General features: G+C 64.3%; 22 protein-coding genes, 1 tRNA gene and 1 pseudogene. 11 read left to right on the top strand and 13 right to left on the bottom strand.

Annotation, left to right across the window (positions count from 1 at the left end; translation table 11 throughout):
* The first annotated feature begins 115 nt into the window (after positions 1-115).
* From cbbX to ACFPFW_RS02600, 3 genes and pseudogenes are all read left to right on the top strand, one after another.
* Positions 116-1,054 carry a CbbX protein gene (cbbX, locus tag ACFPFW_RS02610; protein WP_114957319.1) on the top strand — a complete coding sequence of 313 codons (939 nt, stop codon included), beginning with the start codon at positions 116-118 and terminating at the stop codon, positions 1,052-1,054.
* Positions 1,051-1,759: pseudogene (gene rpe / locus ACFPFW_RS02605) on the top strand (ribulose-phosphate 3-epimerase). Before cbbX ends, rpe begins: the two are co-directional and overlap by 4 nt.
* Before the next feature lie 19 nt (positions 1,760-1,778).
* Positions 1,779-2,279 carry a c-type cytochrome, methanol metabolism-related gene (locus ACFPFW_RS02600; RefSeq protein ID WP_379769301.1) on the top strand — a complete coding sequence of 167 codons (501 nt, stop codon included), beginning with the start codon at positions 1,779-1,781 and terminating at the stop codon, positions 2,277-2,279.
* Between the two features lie 80 nt (positions 2,280-2,359).
* Here the strand turns inward: ACFPFW_RS02600 and amaB are convergent, their stop codons facing one another.
* From amaB to cpdR, 5 genes are all read right to left on the bottom strand, one after another.
* On the bottom strand, positions 2,360-3,871 hold the full coding sequence (gene amaB / locus ACFPFW_RS02595) for an L-piperidine-6-carboxylate dehydrogenase (protein ID WP_114957318.1): 1,512 nt from the start codon (positions 3,869-3,871) through the stop codon (positions 2,360-2,362).
* A 31-nt stretch (positions 3,872-3,902) separates the two neighbouring features.
* Entirely contained in the window at positions 3,903-5,294 is a 1,392-nt protein-coding gene (gene hglS, locus ACFPFW_RS02590) for a 2-oxoadipate dioxygenase/decarboxylase HglS (RefSeq protein ID WP_379769297.1), read from the bottom strand.
* Positions 5,295-5,403: 109 nt separating this feature from the next.
* Positions 5,404-6,522 (bottom strand): acyltransferase family protein, encoded by a 1,119-nt coding sequence (locus ACFPFW_RS02585; protein WP_162799698.1) that lies wholly within the window; start codon positions 6,520-6,522, stop codon positions 5,404-5,406.
* A gap of 184 nt (positions 6,523-6,706) precedes the next feature.
* Positions 6,707-6,781 (bottom strand) — tRNA-Val (locus ACFPFW_RS02580).
* 58 nt (positions 6,782-6,839) lie between these two features.
* Positions 6,840-7,199, bottom strand: a complete 360-nt coding sequence (gene cpdR, locus ACFPFW_RS02575; protein ID WP_114957405.1) for a cell cycle two-component system response regulator CpdR — start codon at positions 7,197-7,199, stop codon at positions 6,840-6,842.
* A gap of 151 nt (positions 7,200-7,350) precedes the next feature.
* Between cpdR and ACFPFW_RS02570 the strand changes: the two genes are divergently transcribed.
* Together ACFPFW_RS02570 and hisN are read left to right on the top strand one after the other, a co-directional pair.
* Positions 7,351-8,241, top strand: coding sequence for an N-formylglutamate amidohydrolase (locus ACFPFW_RS02570; RefSeq protein ID WP_114957316.1), 891 nt, complete (start codon positions 7,351-7,353; stop codon positions 8,239-8,241).
* Positions 8,242-8,252: 11 nt separating this feature from the next.
* Complete coding sequence (gene hisN, locus ACFPFW_RS02565) at positions 8,253-9,035, top strand: histidinol-phosphatase (protein ID WP_114957315.1); 783 nt, start codon at positions 8,253-8,255, stop codon at positions 9,033-9,035.
* On the opposite strand, the gene ACFPFW_RS02560 is transcribed toward hisN, so the two are convergent.
* Positions 9,032-9,994, bottom strand: coding sequence for an alpha/beta fold hydrolase (locus ACFPFW_RS02560; RefSeq protein WP_114957314.1), 963 nt, complete (start codon positions 9,992-9,994; stop codon positions 9,032-9,034). The genes hisN and ACFPFW_RS02560 overlap by 4 nt on opposite strands.
* 126 nt (positions 9,995-10,120) lie before the next feature.
* On the opposite strand from ACFPFW_RS02560, the gene ACFPFW_RS02555 reads away from it, so the two are divergent.
* The gene (locus ACFPFW_RS02555; protein WP_114957313.1) at positions 10,121-10,588 is read left to right on the top strand and encodes an Hsp20 family protein; all 468 of its coding nucleotides are present in this window, start codon (positions 10,121-10,123) and stop codon (positions 10,586-10,588) included.
* A 97-nt stretch (positions 10,589-10,685) separates the two neighbouring features.
* A complete protein-coding gene (gene putA, locus ACFPFW_RS02550) occupies positions 10,686-13,781 on the top strand; it encodes a bifunctional proline dehydrogenase/L-glutamate gamma-semialdehyde dehydrogenase PutA (protein WP_114957312.1) in 3,096 nt (1,031 codons plus the stop codon).
* A 1-nt stretch (position 13,782) separates the two neighbouring features.
* Here the strand turns inward: putA and ACFPFW_RS02545 are convergent, their stop codons facing one another.
* From ACFPFW_RS02545 to ACFPFW_RS02515, 7 genes are all read right to left on the bottom strand, one after another.
* Complete coding sequence (locus tag ACFPFW_RS02545) at positions 13,783-15,099, bottom strand: oligosaccharide flippase family protein (RefSeq protein WP_162799697.1); 1,317 nt, start codon at positions 15,097-15,099, stop codon at positions 13,783-13,785.
* 79 nt (positions 15,100-15,178) lie between these two features.
* On the bottom strand, positions 15,179-16,117 hold the full coding sequence (gene aat, locus ACFPFW_RS02540) for a leucyl/phenylalanyl-tRNA--protein transferase (protein ID WP_114957310.1): 939 nt from the start codon (positions 16,115-16,117) through the stop codon (positions 15,179-15,181).
* A gap of 80 nt (positions 16,118-16,197) precedes the next feature.
* Positions 16,198-17,232, bottom strand: coding sequence for a ferrochelatase (gene hemH / locus ACFPFW_RS02535; RefSeq protein ID WP_114957309.1), 1,035 nt, complete (start codon positions 17,230-17,232; stop codon positions 16,198-16,200).
* 9 nt (positions 17,233-17,241) lie between these two features.
* Positions 17,242-18,981, bottom strand: coding sequence for a HoxN/HupN/NixA family nickel/cobalt transporter (locus tag ACFPFW_RS02530; RefSeq protein WP_379769289.1), 1,740 nt, complete (start codon positions 18,979-18,981; stop codon positions 17,242-17,244).
* A 69-nt stretch (positions 18,982-19,050) separates the two neighbouring features.
* Positions 19,051-19,743 carry a DUF1045 domain-containing protein gene (locus ACFPFW_RS02525; protein WP_114957308.1) on the bottom strand — a complete coding sequence of 231 codons (693 nt, stop codon included), beginning with the start codon at positions 19,741-19,743 and terminating at the stop codon, positions 19,051-19,053.
* Positions 19,743-20,876, bottom strand: a complete 1,134-nt coding sequence (locus tag ACFPFW_RS02520; RefSeq protein WP_114957307.1) for an alpha-D-ribose 1-methylphosphonate 5-triphosphate diphosphatase — start codon at positions 20,874-20,876, stop codon at positions 19,743-19,745. The genes ACFPFW_RS02525 and ACFPFW_RS02520 overlap by 1 nt, the downstream gene beginning before the upstream one ends.
* Positions 20,877-20,918: 42 nt before the next feature.
* Positions 20,919-22,514 (bottom strand): gamma-glutamyltransferase family protein, encoded by a 1,596-nt coding sequence (locus ACFPFW_RS02515; RefSeq protein WP_114957306.1) that lies wholly within the window; start codon positions 22,512-22,514, stop codon positions 20,919-20,921.
* Positions 22,515-22,708: 194 nt separating this feature from the next.
* Here ACFPFW_RS02515 and ACFPFW_RS02510 point away from each other — a divergent pair, with 194 nt between their 5' ends.
* The 4 genes from ACFPFW_RS02510 to ACFPFW_RS02495 all read left to right on the top strand — a co-directional run bounded on the left by ACFPFW_RS02510 (position 22,709) and on the right by ACFPFW_RS02495 (position 25,854).
* Entirely contained in the window at positions 22,709-22,924 is a 216-nt protein-coding gene (locus tag ACFPFW_RS02510; protein ID WP_114957305.1) for a hypothetical protein, read from the top strand.
* A 232-nt stretch (positions 22,925-23,156) separates the two neighbouring features.
* Positions 23,157-23,390, top strand: a complete 234-nt coding sequence (locus tag ACFPFW_RS02505; RefSeq protein WP_114957304.1) for a DUF2171 domain-containing protein — start codon at positions 23,157-23,159, stop codon at positions 23,388-23,390.
* Positions 23,391-24,058: 668 nt separating this feature from the next.
* Positions 24,059-25,192, top strand: a complete 1,134-nt coding sequence (locus tag ACFPFW_RS02500) for a type III PLP-dependent enzyme (RefSeq protein WP_114957303.1) — start codon at positions 24,059-24,061, stop codon at positions 25,190-25,192.
* 110 nt (positions 25,193-25,302) lie between these two features.
* Entirely contained in the window at positions 25,303-25,854 is a 552-nt protein-coding gene (locus ACFPFW_RS02495; RefSeq protein ID WP_114957302.1) for a GNAT family N-acetyltransferase, read from the top strand.
* Positions 25,855-25,863: the final 9 nt, after the last annotated feature.

The raw sequence follows: 25,863 nt of genomic DNA, 5'->3' as shown, positions 1-25,863 counted from the left end.
ACGAACTCCTGCGGCCACTCTCCCAGGTCGCAAACTTGTCGGTCCGGGAAGGCTGGGGCCCGGACCGACTTTTCCTTCAGCGGGTGCTGCGCCCGCACCGACAGTGAGCCTCATCATGGATGCCATGACCGATGATCTGAAGAGGGCCGATGATGCGATCGATTTTCGCGCTGAGTTCGCGAATTCCGGCGTTGCCGATGTCTTCGATGAGCTCGAACGCGATCTGGTCGGTCTGGCGCCGGTCAAGAAAAGACTAAAGGAGATCGCCGCGCTGCTGCTCGTCGACCGCGCCCGTGCTCGCTTCGGCCTCTCGGCCGTCAGCCCCACGCTGCATATGAGCTTCACCGGCAATCCGGGCACCGGCAAGACGACGGTCGCACTGCGCATGGCGGAAATCCTGCACAGGCTGGGGTATGTGCGAAAGGGCCACCTCGTCACCGTGACCCGCGACGATCTCGTCGGCCAGTATATCGGCCACACCGCGCCCAAAACGAAGGAGGTCCTCAAGAAGGCGATGGGCGGCGTGCTGTTCATCGACGAGGCCTATTATCTCTATCGCCCCGAGAACGAGCGTGATTACGGGCAGGAGGCCATCGAAATCCTGCTGCAGGTGATGGAGAACCAGCGCGACGACCTCGTCGTCATCCTGGCCGGCTATGGCGAGCGTATGGAACGCTTCTTTCAGGCAAATCCCGGCTTTCGCTCCCGGGTGGCTCACCACATCGATTTCCCGGATTATTCGGCGGAAGAACTCAGTCAGATCGGCGAACGCATCCTCGCGGGGATGAACTATCGACTGAGCGAAACGGCCGCCGACGCCTTTGAGCGATACATCGAATTGCGCAAGGCGCAGCCGCACTTCGCCAACGGCCGCTCGATCCGCAATGCGCTCGATCGCGCACGCCTCAGGCAGGCGAACCGTTTGTTCAACAGCGAGCGGCCGGTGACGGCCGATGACCTGGAGACTATCGAGGCAGACGACATCCTTGCCAGCCGCGTCTTTTCGGGCGGCATCGACAGCTATCCGCCGCAGCAAAAGGAGCCGAACGGATGACCTCTCCTTTGATCATCGCCCCTTCCATGCTGGCCTCCGACTTCTCCCGCCTCGGCGAGGAGGTCCGCGACGTAGGGGGCGCGGGCGCGGACTGGATCCATCCTCGACGTCATGGACGGCCATTTCGTGCCTAACATCACTTTCGGGCCGGACGTCATCAGGGCGCTGCGCCCCCACACCGACCGGGTGTTCGACGTGCATCTGATGATCTCGCCGGTGGAACCCTATCTCGAAGCCTTCGCCAACGCGGGGGCGGACATCATCACCGTGCAGGTTGAGGCGACCGATCATCTCGATCGCTGCCTTCAGGTCATCCGTTCGCTCGGCAAGAAAGCGGGAATAGCGCTCAATCCGGCGACGCCGGAGAGCGCCGTAGCCTATGTGCTCGACAAGGTCGATCTGATCCTGCCGATGACGGTCAATCCCGGATTCGGTGGCCAGGCCTTCATCCGCGACGTTCTCCCGAAGGTCGAGCGCCTGCGCACCATGATCGGCGACCGGCCGATCCATCTCGAGATCGACGGCGGCGTGAATCCGGAAACCGGCGCTCTGTGCGTCGCGGCAGGGGCCGACGTACTGGTGGCGGGTTCGGCGGTGTTCAAAGGCGGCGTCGACGACTATCGCGTCAACATCGCTGCCATACGCTCAGCCTGCGAACTCCCGCCGCCGTCACAGGCATTACGCGCCGCGAGGGCATTCCATTGAAAATCAACCGTTTTCTCAAGTGTTGGGGAGCATCGCGCTTCTGACCCTGACCGGTACGGCGCTCGGCGCCGACGGCTCGGGCGATCCCGCCGCGGTCACCGAACAGGATGGCAAATTCTTCGACGCACAGGGCAATCCGACATTCAAGATCGGGAATAAGGGGGAGACCGATTGGTACACCTATTCCGGATTCCGCCGGCACCACTCCGAATGCCATGTGTGCCATGGACCCGCGGGAGAAGGCTCGACCTATGCTCCAGGCCTCGTTCAATCGATGAAAACGATGCCGTACGCCGATTTTCAGAACGTGGCCGTGAATGGCCGCGTCAACGTCGGATCCGGCCAGGAAAGCGTCATGCCGTCGTTCGGCACCAACCCCAACGCGATGTGCTACCTCGACGACATCTACATCTATCTGCGCGCCCGCACGAATGGCGCGGTCGATCGTGTGCGGCCGCCAAAGCACGCGGATAAACCGGCCACGTTCGCCGAAGCGGAAAACAGCTGCATGGGACACTGATTTCGGCACCAGCCCAACGGCGCGTAGATGCCACTGGCCGCGATATACTCCGGCGGGCGAGTGACGGTCGTAGAACCCGCTCAATCAATGTCGAAGGAAACGCCTTGGGCAAGCGGTAGCGCCTTGGAATAGTTCACCGTGTTGGTGGCGCGGCGCATATAGGCCTTCCAGGCGTCGGAGCCGGATTCACGGCCACCACCCGTCTCCTTCTCGCCACCGAAGGCGCCACCGATCTCGGCCCCCGACGTGCCGATGTTGACGTTGGCGATGCCGCAGTCCGAGCCGTCGACACCCAGAAAGCGCTCGGATTCCTGCAGATCTCGGGTGAAGATCGATGACGAAAGCCCCGCAGCCACCGCGTTGTGCTCGTCGAGCACGGTATCGAAGTCCGAATACTTCATCACATAGAGGATCGGGGCGAAGGTCTCCTTCGTCACCGGCGAAACCTGCCTAGGCATCTCGACCAGGGCCGGACGCACATAATAGGCATCGGGGTGGCCGTTCTCGACCCGCGTGCCGCCAGTCACTTTGCCGCCCTGCGAAGCCGCATCCTTGAGAGCCTCCTGCATGGCGTCGTAAGCGGCCTTGTCGATCAGCGGCCCGACAGGCGCCGTGGTTTCCAGCGGATTCCCAATCGAAACGCTCTCATAGGCCTTCTTCAAGCGCGGAACCAACGCATCGTAGACACTGTCATGGACGAACAGCCGCCTGAGCGTCGTGCAGCGCTGGCCGGCCGTACCCATGGCGCCGAAGGCGATGGCCCGAAGTGCCATGTCGAGATCGGCGGTAGGGCAGACGATGCCGGCATTGTTACCGCCAAGCTCCAGCACCGCGCGGGCAAAGCGTTTGGCCAGTCTCGGACCGACATCGCGACCCATGCGGGTCGAGCCCGTGGCCGAAACCAGCGGCACCTTCGGATGGTCTACGAGGATCTCGCCGAGGGCGCGATCGCCGATCAGCACCGGCGCCAGTCCTTCGGGGGCATCGCCGAAACGCTCTGCCGCGCGCTTGAAAATCGCTTCGCAGGCGAGTGCCGTCAGCGGTGCCTTTTCCGACGGCTTCCAGACCACGGCATCGCCGCAGACCAGCGCAAGGGCCGCGTTCCACGACCACACCGCCACCGGGAAATTGAAGGCCGAGATGACGCCGACGACGCCCAGCGGGTGCCATGTTTCCATCATGCGATGGCCAGGACGCTCGGTGGCGATGGTGAGGCCGTAGAGTTGGCGGGAGAGGCCGACGGCGAAATCGCAGATGTCGATCATCTCCTGCACTTCGCCGAGGCCTTCGGACGGGATTTTACCGACCTCGATCGAAACCAGCCGGCCAAGCTCGGCCTTGTGCGCGCGCAGTTCTTCCCCGAGCAGCCGCACCAGCTCGCCGCGTTTGGGCGCCGGCACCAGCCGCCACGCGAGGAAGGCTTCATGGGCGTCGTCGATCGTCTTCGTCGCGTCGACGGGCGAGATCGTCTTTAGCGCGGCGATCTGCTCGCCGGTCACCGGGCTGCGGACGATGAGGTCGCCGCCCGACAGTGCGTCCTTCGCAACGCCCAGTTCGGCCAGAAGCCCCGCCGTCTCATTCGGTAGTGTCATGATGCCGCCTTCTGCTTGTCGGGCGGCATATTCAGCGCACGACCTCTGCGTTCAATGCCGCCATGCAATGCGCGATCGAAGCCTTCTCGATATCAGCATAGTGCTTGAATTCGTCGAGAACGGCGGCGCCGAGGGCCTGTTCGAAGCGCTTCTGGTTGGGACTGGCTGCCAGACTCTGCGCGGCCGCGTCGCCCAGGTTCGACTGAAAAATACCCGCGGCGCTGACCGGGAGGAAATCCTCGTAGACGATCGGGTCGAAGAGAATCGCGCCGGTTTCGATGAGCGTTTCCAGATCGGGCTTGTCGTGCGCTCCGCCGTCGATCACACGGCCCAGGCGATAGGTGAAATAGCCGAGGCCGCGACGCCGGATGTCGTCCCAGTCGTCCGGGAATGCCTGAAAGGCGGTTTCCAAGGCGAGGTAATAGTCATCCGCGTTGGAGCCGTCGGCGGCAGGTCGGATGTTGGCGCGCGCCTCGTTCAGCAGTCGATCATAGAGGGCGCGCCCTTTCGGCGTGAGAGCCACACCGCGTTGTTCGACCTCGCCGAAGCGGGCGGTGTGGGAGCCCGGACGCAGCGTGCCGTCGCCATCCGGGAAATAGACAGGCTCTTCGAGCGCCTTGAACGAGGTCTGGCGCAAGAGGATAGGACAGTTCCGCGACGGCGGTCCTTCGATCACCGCCTTCGGCGTGATGCCCCGCGCGGGCATCAGTCCCTGCACGGCATCGATGTCGAGCGTGCGGGGCGTCAGGTGGTTGATGTGTGGTCCCTTGAATGACACCACGTCGGCAATCAGAGGGTGGACGCGGTGAAATCGGCTGTAACGTTCGTGGCTGATGCTCGCCTGTTCATTCCAGCGGAAAGTCTTCAGGATTTCGGAGATGAAGCTGGCGACGTCCGGCTCGGCCAGACCGCCCTCAAACTCCGCTTTCTCGACCAGTGCCACAGCGGCCGGGGAAAAAATCCGCCTTGCCGCCAGTATCTCCTCCGCTTCGTCGCGCAGGCCGGCATCCTCGATCAAGTCGAGGCGGAGCAGCGAGGTGAAGACCCGGAAGGGGCTTATCTTCAGCGCGGCGTCGTCAACCGGCCGAAACGCGGTCGAATGGACCGGGACACCGGCTTCGCTGAGGTCGTAATAGCCGACCGGAAACATTCCCATCACCGCGAACACCCGCCGCATCATGGCAAGCTCGGCTTCGGTGCCGAGACGGATGGCGCCGTGGCGTTCCTCGGAGATGCGGTCGAGCGTGTCGGTTTCGTCGAGGCTGGCGGCCAGCGTCCTGGCATTGACGTCGGCGACCAGCGAAATCAGCTCTCCGTAGGCCGGCACTTCGGTGCGATACATCGCCGACATGGCAGCCGAGAAGGCGGCACGGATGTTGTCCGACGACACGATGTGACTTCCACGCGTCATGGTGCTTTCCATGATCATTTCCCGGAAATGATGATACCTCAATTTCGCCTGCTGTCGCTAAATCCGGCTTGGTCGATGCGAGAACGCCGTCTGCTTCGCCGGCGCTCGCACGCGTTCCTCGTCAAACGAAGCCGTCGCGAGTCCTTGCCTTCGACAGGCCGCCGCGATCCTTCGATCGTGCGAGCTCATGGGATGACTGCACCGAGCGGCGCTTCAAAGACAGCGCCCGCTTCTCGACCAGAACCCATGAAAGCAAACCGGCAAATGGCGCCAGTGCCAGCGTCGCGATCATCAGAGGCCCGATGCCGATACCCGGCATCGCGAAAATCAGCGTCTGTTGGATCGGCCAGCCATAAAGATAGGTTCCGTAGGAGATGTCGGTTCTACGCGTCCATCGGCTCAGGGCTCCGAATGAAAGCGAGCCGATGACGAATACGAAGTAGCCCGTGAACAAGAGGTACCCCGCTCGCGCGAGCGGAGTGCCGCTGAGCAGCCAGAGAACGAACCCAGCGGCAAGGAGCGCCGCGGACGAAAGGACGATTCTGTCGCGAAGCGAGAAGGCGACCACGCCCAGCATGAAGCAGAAACCGAAGCGGGCGATGCTGGCGAAGCCGTGAACCTCGCCTCCCAGCCCGGGACGGACCTCGAAGAGCCCGAAATAGGCGATGACCGCGGCGCAGCTCAGCACCAGTCCGATTCTGCTTTTGAAAAGTCCCGTCACGACAAGCAGGGCAAAACCGAAATAGGCGGCGAGTTCATAGCGGATGGTCCAGAGCGGATCGTTCACCATCCCCGCGACAGGGTTTTGCTCGAAGACGCCGAGAGGTGGCGTTGCATCGCCGAAGTCGAGCAGGATGGCGAACGGATAGAGATAGGCGCGGGCGTCGGAGAAATATTCTTGCAGCGGAGCGGTCGTGACCGCCGGCCCCAGGACGAACGCGAAGACGAACCCGAATGCGATCAGGCCGGGGAAAATCCTGAGGCAGCGCGCGGTCACGAATCGGATCAGGTCCGGATTCTTCGTGATGCTATTCGATAGCGTCAGGCCCGATATGATGAAGAACGCGTTGACTGCGTGGGCGCCAAGATTGAACGGCGTGGGACCGTCGAGCGGTTGAATTGCGTCGGGCCCGACAGGGATCTCGAAAGAATGGGAGATCACCACCAGAAGCGCTGCCAACAGGCGGAGCAGATTGAAGGAATTGTTCTCACCATCGAGAATCGAGCCGAGCTTTTTCAAATTCAGTTCCGGAGCGGCAATGATGCCGATCCCCAGAATGCCCGACCGACCTTAACGCTCGGCAAAACTTCTTCTGTCGCCGCATGATATCGCCGGCGGGATATTCTTTGCACCCACGGCCCCCTTCGTTCCATGAAGGGTGGCGCGTCAGGAGCCGCAAGTGTTTGAGAATATGGGCGGAAAATGGTGGGCGATACTGGGATTGAACCAGTGACCCCTTCGATGTCAACGAAGTGCTCTCCCGCTGAGCTAATCGCCCATTTTCCTGCGCGGAGGCGGCTCGTATACCGACTCCGCTCGGGGACCGCAAGCGCTGATCAGGCCGCCAGCATCTTCTGGACCTCGTTGACAAGGTCGCGAAGGTGGAACGGCTTCGAAAGCACTTTGGCTTCCTTCGGCGTATTCGAATCCGGGTTCAGCGCAACGGCCGCGAAGCCGGTGATGAACATGATCTTGATGTCCGGGTCGAGTTCGGCGGCGCGGCGCGCCAGCTCGATTCCGTCCATCTCGGGCATTACGATGTCGGTGAGGAGGAGCTCGAAAGGCTCCTCGCGAAGGCGGTTATAGGCCGAGAGACCGTTGTCGAAGGACACGACCTCATACCCGGCATTTTCCAGCGCCTTGGCGAGAAAGCGCCGCATATCGTTGTCGTCTTCAGCCAGGATGATCTTGTTCATGTCCATCAGTCGTCCAGAAGCTCCGCGAGCACGTTTTTCACATAAGCGACCGGAGGGGTAAACATCACGTTTGCGCTGAAAACGTGGACAGTCGCCGCAGGGCTTGGCACGATGTCCGAATTGTCCGCTGCGATCTCAAACCAAGGGCGAAATGCCGCTTCTGATCGATACGCTCTCCGAACCGGCCTTTGAGATCGTGGAACCCGGCCGTACCGTCGCGCCGGTCATCTTCAACTCGCCGCATTCAGGCGCCCGCTACCCGGCGAGCTTTCTCGCCAGCACGCGGCTCGACCCTTTGAGCCTGCGGCGCTCCGAAGACGCCTTCGTCGACGAACTCTTTCTGTCGGCTGTGAATTCCGGCGCACCGCTGATGCGGGCGCACTTCCCGCGCGCCTTCCTCGACGTCAATCGCGAACCCTACGAGCTGGACCCGCGGATGTTCGAAGGCCGCCTGCCGCCGAACGCCAATACCCGCTCGCTCCGCGTTGCCGGAGGCCTCGGCACGATCGCGCGCATCGTCGGCGATGCCCAGGAAATCTACGACCGGCGCCTGCCTGTCGAAGAGGCGATCCAGCGAATCGAGACCCTCTACAAGCCCTACCACCAGATGCTTGGCCGCCTGTTGGCACGCACGCATGCGCGGTTCGGCTCCGTCATTCTCGTCGATTGCCATTCGATGCCGTCGCTCGGCGCTTCCAAGGAGGAGCGCAACCGCGCCGACATCGTGCTCGGCGATCGCTACGGCACGAGTTGCGCCTCGGCCGTCCTTGATATGGCCGAGGTCTGCCTCCGCGGCCTCGGGTTCTCGGTCGCCCGCAATCGGCCTTATGCCGGCGGCTATATCACCGAACATTACGGCGCCCCGGCCGCGGGGGCTCATACATTGCAGGTCGAGATCAACCGCGGCCTCTACATGGACGAGAAGCGCCATGAGAAGACTGCCGGCTTCTCCGTGCTTTCGGAGCAACTCGCGATCTTCGTCGAGCAATTGATAGCCTTCGCGGGCGCGGAAATGCTGGTCAGGCGCGCCGCCGCCGAGTAAGCCCTCTCCCCATGACAGCCGTCGATTTCGAAGCCTTCGTCGAGCGCCTTGCCAATGTCGCCGGCGAGGCCGTGATGCCGTTCTTCCGCACCTCAATCGGCGTGGAGAACAAGGCCGGGCGAGGCTTTGATCCCGTCACAGCGGCGGACCATGCCGGCGAAGCCGCGATGCGGCAGCTGATCAAGGTCACTTTTCCGAACCACGGCGTGATTGGCGAGGAATTCGGCAGCGAGGGTGACGGCGCGGAATATGTCTGGGTGCTCGACCCGATCGACGGGACGCGCGGCTTCATCACTGGCCTGCCGACCTGGGGAACGCTGATCGGGCTCCTGAAAAGCGGCGCTCCCGTCTACGGCATGATGAGCCAGCCCTTCACCAAGGAGCGCTTCTTCGGCGATGGCGGCTCGGCGCGTTATCGGGGCCCGCTCGGCGACCGGCGCCTTCGCACCCGTCCCTGCGCGACGATCGAACAGGCGATCATGTCGGCAACCTCGCCCCGGATATTCACGGGTGACGACCTCACGGCGTTCGAGCGCCTCGAAGCGGTGACCCGCACGACCCGCTACGGTGGCGACTGTTACGCATACTGCATGCTGGCGGCAGGTCAGATCGATCTCGTCGTCGAAACCGATCTCAAGCCCTACGACATCGTCGCTCTCATTCCGATCATCGAAGGCGCCGGAGGTGTGGTCACCGACTGGAACGGCGGGCCGGCCTCGAACGGCGGCCGCGTGATCGCTGCGGGCGACAAGCGCGTCCACGCGGCGGCGATGGAAATCCTCAACAAGGCTTAGTCCGGGAAAGTCGGCGTCCCTGGAATAAAGGCGTCGAAGGCGGCGAAGAACGCGTCGCGAATGCCGTCGCGCTCCATCAGGAGTTCATGACGTGCGTTCGGCAGCGTCACCACTTCCGCCGTACGCATCTGCGATGCCAGAACCTCGATCGCATTGTTGGACACGACCTTCTCGTCGCCGGCGGCGATGAACAGAGTCGGCGTCCTGATCTCGGAGATCTTTTCCGGATCCTCGAACAAAGTCATTCCCCGGTGGGCGGCCCGCAGCCAGCCGATCGTCGGCGAGCCCAGGCATAGATGCGGCGCGGCCTCCGCGACCGCCCCGGTGCGTTTGAACCTCTTCTCGTCGCTCGTCAGCGGATTGCGCGCGAACTCGCCGTGATAGAGGTTGCCCTCATTGCCGCCCGGCACGAACAGGCCGGACAGGCCGAGCGCGGTGAATAGAACCGCGACCCGCCGCGCAAGGGGATCGGCGGCGAAGCCCGGCAGCGAGATCATCGGCGCCGAGAGCACGATCCGGTCGAACCAGGTCGAACGCCGCCGCGCTGCCTCCAGAATGACCGCGCCACCCATCGAATGCGCCAGCGCGAAGAATGGCGGCGGACATTCGGGCAGCGCGAAATCCTGCATGAAGACATCCATATCGAGCTGGAAGTCATCGAAGTGACGGACATGGCCGCGACGGGGATTCTTCAGCCTCCGCTGCGATCCGCCCTGCCCGCGCCAGTCGAGCGTCGCGACGCAGAAGCCGCGTTCGTTCAGGTCCTCGATCGTCTCGTAATATTTCTCGATGAATTCCGCCCTGCCCTGGAACAGACAGACGGTTCCCTTGAAGGGCACGCCCTTGCGCGCGGGAAACCGCGCCGCGCGCAGCTCGACGCCGTCCGACGTCACGAGCATGAACGGCTCGCCGCCCTCCGGAACAGGATTCTCGGGGATCGAAATGAGTTTGAGGGTCATCGGGAGGTCTTGAACACGAAAATGGCCTTACCACATCGAGGGGGCACAGGCCCATATGGGGTGTGCGTTTGAAACAGGCTCGGCCGTTGGCGAGCCGAATTTGCATCGCTTCAAGGAGGATGTGACATGCGTACTTTCGATCCGACCCCGCTCTACCGTTCGACCGTCGGCTTCGACCGGCTGTTTACCCTGCTCGATCAGCTTGCGGGACCCGAGGCTGCAACCGCGCCCGGCTATCCGCCCTACAACATCGAGCGCACGGGTGAGAACGAGTACCGCATTACGGTCGCCGTCGCCGGCTTCGCCGAGAGCGACCTCAATATCGAAGTCAAGGAAAACGCCCTCTCGGTGAAGGGCGACAAGCAGCCCTCCGAACAGAAGGGCGAAGTGCTTCACCAAGGCATCGCGGCCCGCGCTTTCGAGCGCCGCTTCCAGCTTGCCGACTATGTGCAGGTAAAGGGCGCGAGCCTCGAGAACGGCCTGCTCCATATCGATCTCGTCCGCGAGGTGCCGGAGGCCAAGAAGCCCCGCACGATCCAGATCGGCTCGGGCTCCAAGCCCACCGCGATCATCGAAAACCAGGCCGCCGCGTAACCGCGCCTCAGGCTTATGAACAGGCGCCCCGGTTTTCCGGGGCGCTTTTTCTTTTGTAGCCCTTTCACCGCCGCCGGACGGCGCTAATCTGCGGGTCATGTCGGACAAGTCGATTGCGTGGGATGATCTCGATCGCGGCAAATACCGCGACGAGGCAGAGGCCGTCCGCAGCCTCCTGAACGAGATTTCTCTTTCCACCGAGCAGCGCGACAAGGCGATGACCGAGGCCGCCTGGCTGGTCCGCACCGCCCGTGCCGCCGGCCATCAGGGGCTAGTCGAAAGCTTCATGCAGGAGTTCAGCCTGGGTACCCGCGAGGGACTCGTTCTGATGTGCCTCGCCGAAGCGCTGCTGCGAACTCCCGACGACGACACCCGCGACCGACTGATCGCGGAGAAGATCGCCTCCGCCGACTGGGCAAGTCATCGCGGCCAGTCCGACAGCCTGTTCGTCAACGCCTCGACCTGGGGCTTGATGCTGACCGGGCGGCTGATCGACGTCGGCGACGCCAAGAAGGACATCGGCGGCTTCATGCGCCGCATGGTCGGACGTCTCGGCGAGCCGGTTATCCGCACCGCTATCGGCCGGGCGATCGCAATGATGAGCGAGCAATTCGTGCTCGGTCGCGATATCGCCGCAGCGCTGCGCCGCGCCGATCGCGAGAATCTTCTCTGCTCGTTCGACATGCTCGGCGAGGGCGCGCGCACCGAGGCGGACGCCGACCGCTATGAAAAGGCCTATGCCCACGCCATCGGCGAGGTCGGCAAGGCTGCGGGCAAGACCGGACCGGAGACGGAGCACGGCGTCTCGGTGAAACTGTCCGCACTATCTCCCCGCTACGAGGCAGTGCAGGAAGCCCGCGTATGGGAGACGCTCTATCCGCGCATGAAACGCCTCGCGCTCGAAGCCAAGCGTTACGACATCAATCTCACCATCGACGCCGAGGAAGCCGACCGGCTCGCTCTGTCGCTGAAGCTGCTCGAACGGCTGGTTCGCGAAGGCGGCCTCGGAGCCTGGAAAGGCCTCGGCCTCGCCGTCCAGTCCTACCAGAAGCGCGCACCGGAGGTGATCGAGCGCGTTGGCGAACTCGCTCGCCAGACCGGCCGGCGGCTGATGGTCCGTCTGGTCAAGGGCGCCTATTGGGACACCGAAGTGAAGCGCGCGCAGATCGCCGGGCGGCTGGACTATCCCGTCTTCACCACCAAGGCCGCGACCGATCTGTCCTATCTGGTCTGCGCGCAGCGGATGATAGACGCCGCGCCGCACATCTTCCCGCAATTCGCGACGCACAACGCGCACACTCTGGCGACGGTGCGCGAAATGGCCGAGCGGGCTGGCGTCGCCTGCGAATTCCAGCGCCTGCACGGAATGGGCCAAAGCCTCTACGCTGCCGCGAAGAAGCGGAACAAGAAGGTATCTGTACGTACTTACGCACCTGTCGGCAGCCATGAGGAGCTGCTGCCCTATCTGGTCCGCAGGCTTCTGGAGAACGGCGCGAACACCAGCTTCGTCCACGCATTCCTCGACGAGGAAGTGCCGGTCGACGCGATCATTTCCGACCCCGTTCCGACCGTTCGCGAGCAACCTGACCGGCATCCGAAGATCCCGCCGCCGCCTCCCGGCCTCTATGGTTCGGCACGAAAGAACTCCGCCGGCATCGACCTGACCGTTCGCTCCGAGCGCGACGATCTCGCCCTGGCGATCGGCAAACTCGATCGAAATCCGCTGCATGCCAAGCCGCTTGGCGGCACGGACGCCAAGAAGCGTAACCAGAAGGAAGTGAGGTCGCCTGCGGACCACAGCCGCGTCGTAGGCCGGACGAGCGACGCAACGCCGAAAGATATCGATGCGGCCGTCGCTCGCTCCCGCAAGGCGCAGCGGGCATGGGATGCGGCGGGCGGAGCGGCGCGTGCCAAGGTTCTCCGCGCCATGGCGGATGCGCTGGAAGCCGATCGCGGCCGCCTGATCGCAATCCTGTCCCGCGAGGGCGGCAAGACCCTCGCCGACGGCATTTCCGAAGTCCGCGAGGCGGCCGACTTCTGCCGCTACTACGCGCATCTCGCCGAAAAGCAGTTCTCCGGCCCGGAAGTCCTGACGGGTCCGGCCGGAGAACGGAACCTGCTCTCCCTTCACGGCCGAGGTGTCTTCGCCTGCATCAGCCCGTGGAATTTTCCGCTCGCGATCTTCACCGGCCAGATCGCCGCCGCGCTTGCCGCCGGCAATGCGGTCCTGGCCAAGCCGGCCGAGCAGACGCCGCTGATCGCCCATGCGGCCGTCTTGCTCTTTCATCGTGCCGGGCTCGATCCGGACCTTCTGTCGCTGATCCCGGGCGATGGCGCGACCGTCGGCAGCACGCTGGTCAATCATCCGGAGATCGACGGCGTGGCCTTCACCGGAGGCACCGAGACGGCCTGGGCGATCAATCGCTCGCTTGCCGCGCGGAACGGGCCGATCGTCCCCTTCATCGCCGAGACCGGCGGCCTCAACGGCATGTTCGTCGATACCACCGCGCTGCGCGAACAGGTGATCGACGACGTCGTGCTGTCGGCGTTCGGTTCGGCGGGACAGCGCTGCTCGGCTCTTCGCCTGCTATTCCTGCCGAACGACACCGCCGACATGCTGATAACCGGCATCAAGGGAGCGATGGACGCGCTGGTTATCGGCGATCCAGCCAATCCCTCGACCGATATCGGGCCAGTCATCGACACTGAAGCCCGTGATGCGCTCGAGAGACATGCCGAGCGGCTTGAAAACGAAGCCACCATCCTTCACCGGCTGGAAGCGCCGGAAGACGGGACTTTCTTCGGACCCATCCTCGCCGAAATTCCCGCTCCCGATTTCCTTCAGCGCGAAGTTTTCGGGCCGATCCTCCACGTCGTCCGCTACGAGCCTGAGAAGCTCGAAGAGGTCGCGAGCGCCCTCGCCTCGCTCCGCTACGGACTGACGCTCGGCGTCCATTCCCGGATCGACGGCTTCGCCGATGAGGTCGCCCGTCTCGTTCCGGCCGGCAATGTCTACGTCAACCGCTCGATCATCGGCGCCGTCGTCGGCGTCCAGCCGTTCGGTGGCGAGGGACTTTCCGGTACGGGCCCGAAGGCGGGCGGTCCGAATGCCCTGCTGCGCTATGCGGTCGAGCGTGTGACGAGCATCAACATCGCGGCACAAGGCGGCGATCCGGCGCTGATGAATCTCTGACTTATTCGGCGGGCGACACCGAGGTCCGCCGGACGAGGAAGCTCGCGAGATCCGCGCGCACGCCGTCCATACGGTAAAGCGCGAACGCCGTCGCGACGAGCCAGAAGACCGTCGTCAGCAGCAGAGCCAGGGCGGCGCCTTCCGCTCCCCATCGCGGTGCCATGATCGCGTTCCCGGCAATGAGGACAAGTGCGGAAACCGCGCAGATCATGGCGTTCGTCCCCTGCGCTCCCTTGACGGTGAGCAGCAGCGGCCCGGGTCCGGCGACGGCGCGCACGAACTGGGCGAACATCAGGATCGCGAGCGTGTATTTCGCGCCGCGGAACTCGTCGCCGAACAGGCCGAGCATATACTCGCCGAAGAAAACGCTGAGCAGGAAGCCGCCGACCGTCAGCGCCAGCGGGGCGAGACTCGCACCGAGGATCTTGACGCCGATCGAGCCGCTCTCGCGCCGGGCGACCGCATCACCCATGTCGGGCAGCAGCACCTGGTGCGAGACCTGCACGAAGAAGCCGACCAGAAACGCGACCTTCAGGCAAAGGCCAAAGGCCGCGACGTCGGGCAGGGTCATGAAGGGTGTCGCGAGAATGACCGCGAGGTCGGTCAGCATGCTCGTGAAGATCGCGACGACGACGACCGGCCAGGCTTCCCGCGCCCAGCGGCGCTGGACGCGGCGGTCGTAGACCGGCTCCGCCGGGCCCCGGTAGATTTCGCGGACGATGTAGAGGGAAACGGCGGCGACGCAGGCCCAGGAGGCGAACTGGAGCGCCGACACCATGGTCAGCGATGCCGAACCGCCGGCGAGATAGACCGTGAAGAGCACGCCCGAGAAGACCGTTGGCAGCACCACGAGGCTCGGCAGATAGCTGCCGACGAACATCCGGTAGGCGCCGGCAATGCCGCCATAGATCCGGTAGAGGCACATCGGGATGATGGTCAGCGAGCCGAACAGGAATGCGGCGCGGAACCGGTCCTCGATACCCGGCGCGAACCAGCCGACTGTGGCCAGAACGAGCGCGCCGAGCACGCCCCATTTGATTCCTTCCTTTTGGGTTAACCGCAGGAAGGCGCTGACATATTCCGGCTTTCCGCGCTCGGTGTAGCGCGAGACGAAGCGCGTCAGGAGGCTCGGATAGCCGTGGCAAAGGACCAGCGGCGCGATCATCGCCACCGAGCTCACGAAATAAAAGATGCCGAGTTCGTCCGCATTGAGCAGCCGCGCCAGCACGATCTGCGTGAGAAATCCGACACCGGCCGCTCCGACGCGCAATGCGGTCAGCAGCATGGACGTCGAGAACAATCTGGACAGGGCGATCAACGTCCGGGACTCCGCAATGCCCTCGGCGACGGGCACGGGCGCGATTATCGGCCGCGAGTCTTAAAGCCCGCCTTCCGCGTCAAGCCGATTTGAGAGCGGCTTCCGCCTTCTCCGATTGCGAATGCCAGTTCGCCACGTCGAGATCGGGGTCGACGATCCACGGCGCGTTCACCGGCCGGTTGACGTTGCGCTCGATCAGCGTCTCGAATTCGTCCCGGCGGACAGGCTTGAAGCCCAGGCTTTCCAGATGGGGCGTCATCCGCTGGCCGTCGCGAACAACGAAGCCCCAATGGGCCAGATGGCAATGCAGCACGCCGACCGCGATTTTTGAGGCGTTGCGCTCATGCGAGAACTGCGACTGTCCGAAGAAGACTGAACCGAGCGCGATCCCGAACAGGCCGCCGATGAGGTCGCCGCTGTCGCTCCACACCTCGACGGAATGGGCGAAGCCCGCCTCGTGCAGGCGGACGAAGGCCTGCATCATCCGCGCGGTCAGCCAGGTCAGCGGAGCGCGGGCGCGGCGCGGCCCGGCGCAAGCCTTCACCACCGCTCCGAAATCGCGATCGAAGGTGACCTTCCACTTGCCCTGCCGGATAGTGCGGCGGGAATTCTTGTCGATATGAGTCTCGTTGGGATCGAGCACAGCGCGTTCGGCCGGCGACCACCATTTCATGAAACCCATATGCGCCATCGGATAGATGCCGCGGCGGTAGCCGTCGATCATCGTCTCGATGTTCAGATCGTCGACCACGGCCACGATCTCCTGCCTGTCGGTCACTTGACGGGCATTGGCCAGACGGCGACGCGCGGCGGCCGGCCGAACGACCCACTCCAGGCTCAGGAGAAGAAGGCGGGGGACCTGGTGTATCCGCTTGAGCTTCAGCCCATAGGCGATCGCCATCGTCCAGCGACCGAGCCTCGTGGGTAGCGGTTCCCGGACATGAGGCTCACGCGAAAGCCCGAAGGTTTCCTTCGTAAAGCCGGATGGTGAAGTATCGAACATGACGTCGAGCAACATTTTGGCCCAGATCCGCTGTAATTTCTCTCATATTCGTATCCGGACCGTCATCGCAAATAAATAAAGTATTCAACTTTTGGCTAAATCCAGCCCATTAACTCTCTTCTGACCACCGTCTCGATAACGTTAAGTCCAAGCTTATTAACGTTAAGGCAGGGGATAGCAGAGAAATTATTTCCTCCATTACGATGGAATATCTCTGCGTTCTCCACGCCGATCTCTTCGATCGTCTCAAGGCAATCGGCGGTGAAACCGGGCGTGACAACGGCGACGTTCTTCACTCCTGACTGCGCCAGAGCCTCGACGGTTTTGTCCGTGTAAGGCTGCAACCACTCCTCCGGCCCGAAGCGGGACTGGAAGGTCATCCTCAGCTTCTCGTCGCCCACCTCCATCGCCGCTTGCAGGAGGCGTGTCGTCTTGTGGCAGTGGCAGTAATAGGGGTCGCCCTTTTCCAGGTAGCTCTTCGGGATGCCGTGAAACGAGGCAAGGATGACGTCGGGCGTCCAATTCAGCGTCGAAATGTGCTCCTCGATCGAGCTTTTGATCGCCTGGATGTAGACATCCTCGTCATACCAGGGCGCGGCGACGCGCAGGATCGGCTGCCATCTCATCTCCTTCAGCTTGTCGAAGACCTTGTCGCAGACAGTGGCCGAGGTTGCGGCGGCGTATTGCGGATACATCGGCACGACGAGCAGACGCTCACAGCCCTGGGCCTGCAGCGCCTCTATACGCGAAGCGATGGAGGGGTTGCCATAGCGCATGGCCCAATCAACCACGATCCTGTCGCCGAGATCGGCGAGCCGCTCGGCCAGCGCGGTCGACTGGTCGCGGGTGATCGTTTTCAGCGGGCCTTCGTCGAGCTCGTTGTTCCAGATTGTCGCGTAGTCCCTGCCCTTCCGGCTTGGACGGGTCGTCAGCACGATGAGGTTGAGGATCGGCCACCACTGCCAGCGCGGCGTCTCAATCACTCGGCGGTCGGACAGAAATTCCTTGAGATAGCGCCGCATCGGCCAATAGGACGTGCCCTCCGGCGTGCCGAGATTGACGATGAGAACGCCGATGCGGCCATGCTTGATCGGGGGATGTTCGGGGGGAAAGTGCGGCTCTGGGCTCATGGCAACGGCTTATCCGCCAACTGGGGCTCCGGTCGAGAGCATTCCGCCGAGAAGCATCAGCCCGAAGGCGAAAACGACCACGCCGCCGGCCATCTCGACGCCCCTCACCGCGATCATTCCGGCACCGCCGGACATCCCCGACGCCAGCCGCAGCGCAAGGCTCTTCGCCCCCACCGCGATCGCCGCGATGACGCCGACGGTCAGCGCAGTTCCGAGCGCCATTGCGAAGGTCGCCGCGACACCGGTCCAGATCAAACCCTGCGCCAGCGCGAAGACGAGGATGAGAAGCGCCCCTGTGCAGGGTCGCAGGCCGATCGCCAGCACCGCCGAACCGGCCTGGCGCCAGTCGAACTTGCCGGCGAAATCCGCCGGCTCCGGAATATGGGTGTGATCGCAGTTCTCGTCGTGCACATGGCCGAGGCCGAGGATGCGCTTGCCATTGCGGACGAGCAGCGAAATGCCGAGCGCGGCAATCAGGCCGTAGCTGATCGCCTCCAGCCACCAGGTGGCGATGCCCATCATCTGGCTGGTCGCGCCGAGGATGATCGCCAGCACGCCGACGACCGCGACGGCGGTCACCGCCTGTGCCATCGCCGCCGCGAACGAGATCGCCACGCCACGCCGGAGCGTTTCGCCGGTGGCGAGCAGATAGGACGAGATGACCGCCTTGCCGTGCCCCGGCCCGGCAGCATGGAAAACGCCGTAGAGGAAGCTCAGGCCAGCGAGCAGGAACAAAGCGGCATTACTGGTCTTGGTGTCGATCAGTGCCTTAGACATCGATTGGTAGAATTTGGACTGCACGCCCATGATCCAGCCGAACACGCCGTTCGGCGGCGCGCCGACACTGTCGGGGCGCACCACGCCGAAAGCGCCGAGCGCGGCCGATGAGGCCTTGGCGGGCGGCGCAGCGGTTGGTTCAAGCGAGGCGGTGCGAAGCTGCGTCGCCGGCAGTTCGCCGAGAGGCTGGTCCTGCGCGATCCGCTGTGCCTGCTCGACGCGGCTGAGCACATCGGCGGGCTGCGCGGCGATATCCGCCTGCGTCAGCTCGGACGTCTGTGTCGTCTGCTCCTGCGGTGCCTTGGGCTGGTTCGCGAAGGCGACCGCCTCGTCGCCGCACCGCACGGTCATGCGGTTGGCGAACTGCTCGCCCCAGCCGCTTTTCGAATCGAGATTGTTGAAGAAGTCCTCGCCGAGCTTCTGGCCGGGCGCCGGTGCCGCCGCGCCATCCTTGGGCGGTCCCTGCGCATCGATCCGGCACCCCGCCGGAGCGCCCTCAAGCATGGCCGCGTCCTTCTCGGCAAGGTCGAAGGCAACAAAATAGGACGGATCGTAGATCGCGAGATGGAAGGCGCCCGAACCGGCCGACTGCACCGGAAGCGTGAAATGCAGCGTCAGCGCGGAACCATCGTAGTCGAGCCAGTAATCGACCGGCGGCTTGAAGACGACGTCGCCCTGGTTGGTCTTGGCATTCGTGAAGTAGTCGAACTCCTTCAGCGAGGTCACGTTGACCTGCGCCAGATCCTTCAGCTCATTGCGATCGAGCTTGCCGTCGCCGTTGGTATCGAGCCCCTGAGTGGCGAAGGACGAAAACATCTCGTCGAATCGCCAGGCGTGCCGCACCTCCTTCGGAGCACCGTCGCCGTACACGACAGTGCTTTTGACGGTCACGAAGACATGCGGATGCGCCCATGCGGGAACGGCCCACATCGCAAGGCACGCGGCAGCGATGGAACACAGACGACGGATCATGGGCAACACGGGACGAATATGAGCGGCAGTGTGTCGGTTACTGAGGCCGAAACAAGGCGCCGACCCGTTTCACCTCCGAAGTTTCGCGCGTTCGGCGACGACGAAGGGCGCGTCTGGCTCCGGCTCGGCGAATACAGCAAGCGAGGAAAAGACCAGAGCCTCATCACCGACCTCATCCTCGTAAAGCCTTGCCAGTCCTTCGAAAGCCGCTTCCGAGCGTCCCTCGCGTAAAGAGCCTGCCAATGACATGTGAAAGACAAAGTCGCTGAAGACGTAAGGATAGCCCCATCGCTCCAGATGCGCGGACTGGCTCTCGGACAGGCCGCCGTCGAGCCGCCTCTGCTTTTCCCTTTCCGAGGGTGGGGCGCGGAACGCGTCCAGCGAGCGCACGCAGGAGTCGCCCAGCGCCTGAACCCGCTGATCCGGCGCCGACAGCAGCAGTGTCACGTAATCGCCATGCAGCGCGACCTTCGGCGGCGCGGCGGCGAATGCGTCTTCCTTGCCGGCAAATTCGCGGAATGCGGCGAGAAGCTCGGCCTCGGTGGTGCCATCCCGGAGCGCGATCGGGGCCTTCATCGTGGCGTGGAAGCCGTAGCGGCGCGGCGCGGCCGTCATCTCGCGCCATTCGCTCTCGCCGAAGCCGGACGGCACGAGCTGCGTGACCTCGACTCCGCGCTCGGCGTCATAGCCAAGGACGTTACAGCCGAACTCCCAGAGCGCCGTTTGGCGCTCCGGCACGTAATAGATCGCGTAGCGCGCCATCAGAAAACCCGCTGCCCCTCGACCGTGACTTCCCGCACCACGGGCGTTCCCTCGATCACACGGAAGCGGACGAGATCGGCCCGCAGCCCCGGCTTCAGCCGGCCGCGATCATCGAGCTTCAGCATGTCCGCCGGCCGCCAGGTCGCCAGTCCGATCGCCTCGTGAAGCGACATGCCTTCGTCCGCCAGGCGCTGCACGGCTTGCAACAGGCTGGCGGGGACGTAATCCGAGGACAGAACGTCGATCAGCCCGTCCTTGGTCAGCTCACCGACGCCGACATTGCCGGAATGCGAACCGCCACGCGCGACATTCGGCGCGCCGCCGACGGTCGCCATGCCCTGCTCCTTGGCGGCACGGGCTGCTTCGGCGGTTGTCGGAAACTCCGAGATCGTGCAGCCGGCGGCGACCGCCAGCGCGATGTGCTGCTCGGTGGTGTCATCATGGCTCGCGAGCAGGATGCCGCTGCCGCGGAAGAAGGCGATCGCCCGTTCGAAATTCTCGTCCGCCGTCTCGCGGCCGCGATGGATCTCGGCCTGGATGATGGCGTCGATCTCCTCGTCGCTCCTCCCCTCGCCGCGCACAAAGGTGCGGTAGAGCTCAAGGTTCTGCCACTGCCGTTGTCCCGGCGTGTGGTCCATCAGCGAGGCCAGCGCGATGCCGGCGTCGGCGAAGCTTTCGAGATGGTCCATCATATTCTGCGAGGTCATCTCGCAGCGCAGATGCAGCCGGTGGTCGGCGCGCAGCACACCCTGTTCCCGTCCGGTCCTCAGCGCCCCAATCATCGCTCCCATGATCTTCGGCCGGTGATCCTTGCCGTCGTCGTAGCCGCCGATGCAGACCGCGTCGAAGACTGTGGTTATGCCCGCCGCGACGATCTGCGCATCGTGCGTCAGCGCCGCCGCCAGCGGGTTAGGCCAGATCACCTTCGGGCGCGGGACGAAGTGCTTTTCGAGATTGTCGGTGTGGCATTCGATCAGCCCGGGCGAGACGAAGTCACCCTCGGCGTCGATCGCGCCCGGCGCCGAACTCCTGCCCGGCTGGACATCGATGATCTCGGCACCATCGAAAGCGAGCGTGCCGTCGACGACTCCGCCCTCGGTCAGGAGCCGCGCATTGGTCAGGATTGTAGTCATGGGGCGGGTCTTAGCAGATCAGTGCGAAGGTCTGAACACGTGTCAGAGACCGAGCGCGCCGCCATCTCCGCGCGGATCGTGCACGCCTTCGATGCGCCCGCTTGGGTGCAACACGATGATGCCGGCCGTCCCGGTCTCGGTCGTATAGGGCTTCGAGAGTATCTCGATCTCGTGGCCGCGCCGTTCGAGTTCCTCGATGAGCTGACTGTCGAAACGCGGTTCCAGCTTGAGGCTGGTCTCGATCGCTCCCCAGCCACGGCCGAGCCGCCAGCGCGGCAGTTCGATTGCCTCCTCCAGCGGAATATCGAAGCCGGCATGGCGGACGAAGACCGCGCCCTGCGTCTGCGGCTGCCCGTCGCCGCCCTGCGTGCCGTAGACCATCACGCGGCCGTCCTTCATCCGGGCGATCGCCGGGCTCAGCGTGTGGAAAGGGAAACGTCCGGGCTCGAGCGGATTGCGCGCGTCAGGATCGAGGCTGAAGCCGGCTCCCCGGTTCTGCCAGAGCACGCCCGTCGTCGGCAGGACGCAGCCGGAGCCCCATTCCCAATAGAGGCTCTGGATGTAGCTGACCGCGCGCCCGTCCCGGTCGATGCAGCCGAGCCAGACCGTATCGCCGTCGCCGAGTGGCGGGGCCGGCCATTTCATCGCCCGGCCGCGGGAAATGGTCTGCGCCTCGCGCTCCAATCGCGCCGGATCGAGGAAACTCGCCGGCTCATGGTCGAGATGGCGAGGATCGGTGACGACGAGGTCGCGGATCAGGAAGGCCCGCTTGGTCGCCTCGACCAGTCCGTGGACGAAATCGGCGCTCTCCGGACGGCCGAGATCAAGCCGTTCGGCGATGCCCAGGATGAGGAGGCTCGCCAGCCCCTGTGTCGGCGGCGGCGAATTCCAGACCTGGCCGAGCTTCAACGAAAGCGACAACGGCGTGCGGATGCGCGCCTCGTACCTCTCGAGATCCTCACGAGAGACCGGACTGCCGATCCTGGCCAGTTCGGCGCCGATCTCGCGGCCCAGATCGCCCCGGTAGAAATCGTCGAGACCGGCATAGCTCAGTTGCTCGAAAGTCGAGGCGAGAGCGGGCTGTTTCAGCAGATCGCCGCCTGCCGGCAGCTTGCCCTCGGTCAGGAAATTGTCGGCGAAGCCCGGCGCGGCGAACAGGTCGTCGCGGAGCTTCGGGACATTCGCACCCTGCCCATCCGACACCGCATAGCCGTCGCGCGCATAGCGTACCGCGTCCGACAGCAGCACATCGAGCGGCAGCCGTCCGCGCGCCTCATGCGATGCCTCCAGCGCCATCGACCAGCCGGAGACGACGCCCGCGACCGTGCAGGCACCCAGCGGCCCGCGAGGCGGTACGGCGTCGTGACCCGCATTGTTGTAAGACGCGATCGTCGCGCCGCTTCCAGCCGGCCCCGCGGCATCGATGAAGCCGACCTTGCCCGACGGCTCGCGGATCATCCAGAAGCCGTCACCGCCGAGCCCGCTCATGTGCGGGTAGGTGACGGCGATGGTCGCGGCCATCGCCACCATGGCTTCGAGCGCGTTTCCGCCCTCTTCGAGAATGGAACGGCCGGTCTCCACGGCCAGCGAATGTGGAGCGGCGACGACGCCGCGATCTGAAATGGCGATTGAGCGCATGGCGTGGGTTATAGCGTATCCCGGACCGGGTGCAGCAAAGCTGCATCGCGCGATCCAGATACGGCGCTTAGTCGCGGCGTTTCGCGCTGAGGTTCCGGGTCGAGCTCGCTCGCTGCGCTCGTCTTCGCACGCCCGGAACACGAGGCTTCCCTCTCCGCTCCGATCCCGCTAGTTTCCGCGCGCAAGGAGAGGTCATGAACACGAAGAACGCCCTTACCGTCATCTCGGCGACGATTCTCGTCGGCGTCGAAGTGCTCGTCGCGGGCGTGGCTGGCGGCTGGGCCCTGGCCGGCATGTTCGGCCTCGGCGAAATCGGCGCCTGGGTGCTCGAAGCCGCCGGTGGCGCGTTCGCGCTCTATCTCGTCTATGGCTTCTTCCGCAGCGCCATCAAACACGAGCCCATTACCTAAGCGACCCATACTCCGATGGACGTCGTCCTCCGGCTCGACCGGAGGACCCATATCGGCCCTGCCGTATGGCGTGGATCCTCCGGTCGAGCCGGAGGACGACGGTGTCTGTCATCAGCGCAGAGGCTATGGATTCGGGGCTCGGCTTCGCCGCCCTGGGAATCGCGGCTAAAGACTGAGCGAACCAAATCGCCGGCTTCGGATTTGTCCCGGTTGTTAATTCCGGAGAGAGCCAATGGCGCCTGTCCTGCACATCAAGGAAAACATGGATGTCGTCGGTGCCGACGGCGTTCACATCGGCACGGTCGATTTCGTCGAGAACGACGAGACCATCGTCCTGAGCCGCCTCGACGACGAGGAAGAGAAGCACCACGCGATCCCGCTCGAATGGGTCGAGCGCGTCAATGCGCAGGTCCACCTCGATCGCTCCAGCGACGAGGCCAGGGCCGAGTGGGAAGAGCGGGACTGAAAGCCGGGACCTCTCCCTCCCCTGCAGGGGAGGGCGGACTCGCGCAAGCGAGCCGGGTGGGGCTACAGCGTAACCTTGGCATGAGCGCATTCGGAGAGGCCGCGACCCCACCCCGGTTCACGCTGACGCGCGACTCGGCCCTCCCCGTTTTCGGGGAGGGAAAGCGCGCCGCCCCTGAGATTCAAAAAAATTCGCCTTCGGGCCTCTAAGGTCTTGTGTGTGACGGACGATTCCCCTATCTCCCGGCTCGCCCAAATTCGCACGTGCCTGTGGTTGCGTGCCGGTCAGACGGAAATCCCGTCGGGCAGACCGGTGGCCGGGAAGAGAAACCGGATCTAAGTCGACGCTCTGTCGGCGGACGCAGCTTAAAGCAACGACGTAGAGGGCTTTTTTGGTCTCTGTCGGCTCTCCAAAGGCCGGCGTCACTGAAGAGGCAACTACTTCCTTGCCGGGCGTGCGGACGGGATATCCCCTTCCAAGCGTTGGCCTGAACTGAGCCGGACGCGGCATCCGCCGCCACGGAGCGATTCAAGCCATCGGCGCGAACAAGAGCCGCCGGTCCGAAAGGATCGGCAGCGACGAAGCCTTTCTGCCCGGCGCGTCTCCAACGCGTGTCCGGAACGGGACGTCTTCTCGCAGAGCCAACGCGTATTTGCGGGGACCCGCTGATGACCGAGCGTATCCAGAACTTCCTTGCTTCCCGACGACATGACGGTCCGTGCCTCGTCGTCGACCTCGACGTCGTTCGCGAGAACTACAACGCCTTCGCCAAGGCGCTGCCGGACACCCGCGTCTTCTATGCGGTCAAGGCGAACCCCGAACCGAAGGTTCTGAAGCTGCTTGCCGATCTCGGCTCGTGCTTCGACACCGCCTCGGTCGTCGAGATCAAGCTCGCGCTCGAAGCCGGCGCCACCGCCGACCGCATCTCCTTCGGCAACACGATCAAGAAGGAGCGCGACATCGCCACCGCGCGCGCCCTCGGCGTCGATCTCTACGCCGTCGACTGCAAGGAAGAGGTCGAGAAGATCGCCCGCGTCGCTCCCGGCGCTCGCGTCTTCGCCCGCATCCTTTGCGACGGCTCGGGTGCCGAATGGCCGCTCTCGCGCAAGTTCGGCTGCGTGCCGGAAATGGCGATCGACGTACTCGAGCACGCCCACCGCCTCGGCCTCGTCGCGCACGGCGTGTCCTTCCATGTCGGCTCGCAGCAGCGCGACCCGGCGATGTGGGACGGCGCGCTCGCCTCGGCTGCCATGATCTTCCACACGCTGGCGGATCGCGGCATCCAGCTCGCGATGGTCAATCTCGGCGGCGGCTTCCCGACCCGTTATCTCAAGGAGATCCCGGGCGTGGAGAGCTACGGCTCGGCGATCTTCAATGCGCTGCGCAAGCATTTCGGCAACCAGCTTCCGGAGACCATCATCGAGCCCGGTCGCGGCATGGTCGGCAATGCCGGCATCATCCGCTCCGAGGTCGTGCTGATCTCGAAGAAGTCGGACGCCGAGGACGATGCGCGCTGGGTCTATCTCGACATCGGCAAGTTCGGTGGTCTCGCCGAGACGATGGACGAGGCGATCCGCTACCCGATCAAGACCGCCCGCGACGGCTCCGCCATGGTGCCGTGCGTCCTCGCCGGCCCGACCTGCGATTCGGCGGACGTGCTCTACGAGAAGGACCCGTATTTCCTTCCGGTGAGCCTCGAGATCGGCGACCTCGTTCTCATCGAGGCGACCGGAGCCTACACGACCACCTATTCGGCGGTCGCGTTCAACGGCTTCCCGCCCCTCGAAACGATCGTCATCTGACGATCCGACATCATCCCGCCCGGTCTCCCGGGCGGTCCTCCAAGTCCAGAAGTCCCGGACGGCCCGAGAGGGTGCGAGGGCTGCGCAACCCTTCAGTGGGAGGCCCGGCCATGATTGTTATTCGTGATGAAGTGCTGGCTGACATCGACGCCCGCGAGGACCTCCTCGATGCAGCGTTCGGCGAAGGCCGTTTCCGCAAGACCTCCGAGCGCCTGCGCGAGGGCCGTTTGCCCGCGCGGGGCCTCGCCCTGACCGCCGAGAACGACGGCCAAGTCATCGGCACCGTGCGCCTCTGGAACATCAGCGCCGGTCCCGGCCGCGCCTCGCTCCTGCTCGGCCCGCTCGCCGTCGACCGGAACTGGCAGAATTGTGGCTTGGGCGGTGGTCTGATGCGCGCGGCCCTTCAGCGCGCGGAAGAACTCGGCCACGGCTCGGTCCTGCTCGTCGGAGACGCGCCCTATTACGAGCGCTTCGGCTTCACCGCGGCGCATACCGAGAAGCTCTGGTTGCCGGGTCCGTATGCTCGCGAGCGCTTTCTCGGCCGCGAACTCGCGTATGGCGCTCTCGATGGCGCCGCGGGCCTCGTCAACGCGACAGGCGTCCGTGTGCCGGAGCCGGCCTGGATCGCCGCCGAAGCGGGTCTACACCGCACAGCGGCTTGATCATCGAGG

Source organism: Flaviflagellibacter deserti (assembly GCF_042652085.1).
Taxonomy (GTDB): Bacteria; Pseudomonadota; Alphaproteobacteria; order Rhizobiales; family Methylopilaceae; genus Flaviflagellibacter; species Flaviflagellibacter deserti.
Note: the sequence above shows the minus strand (reverse complement) of the source record. Positions and strands in the feature narration are given on the sequence as shown.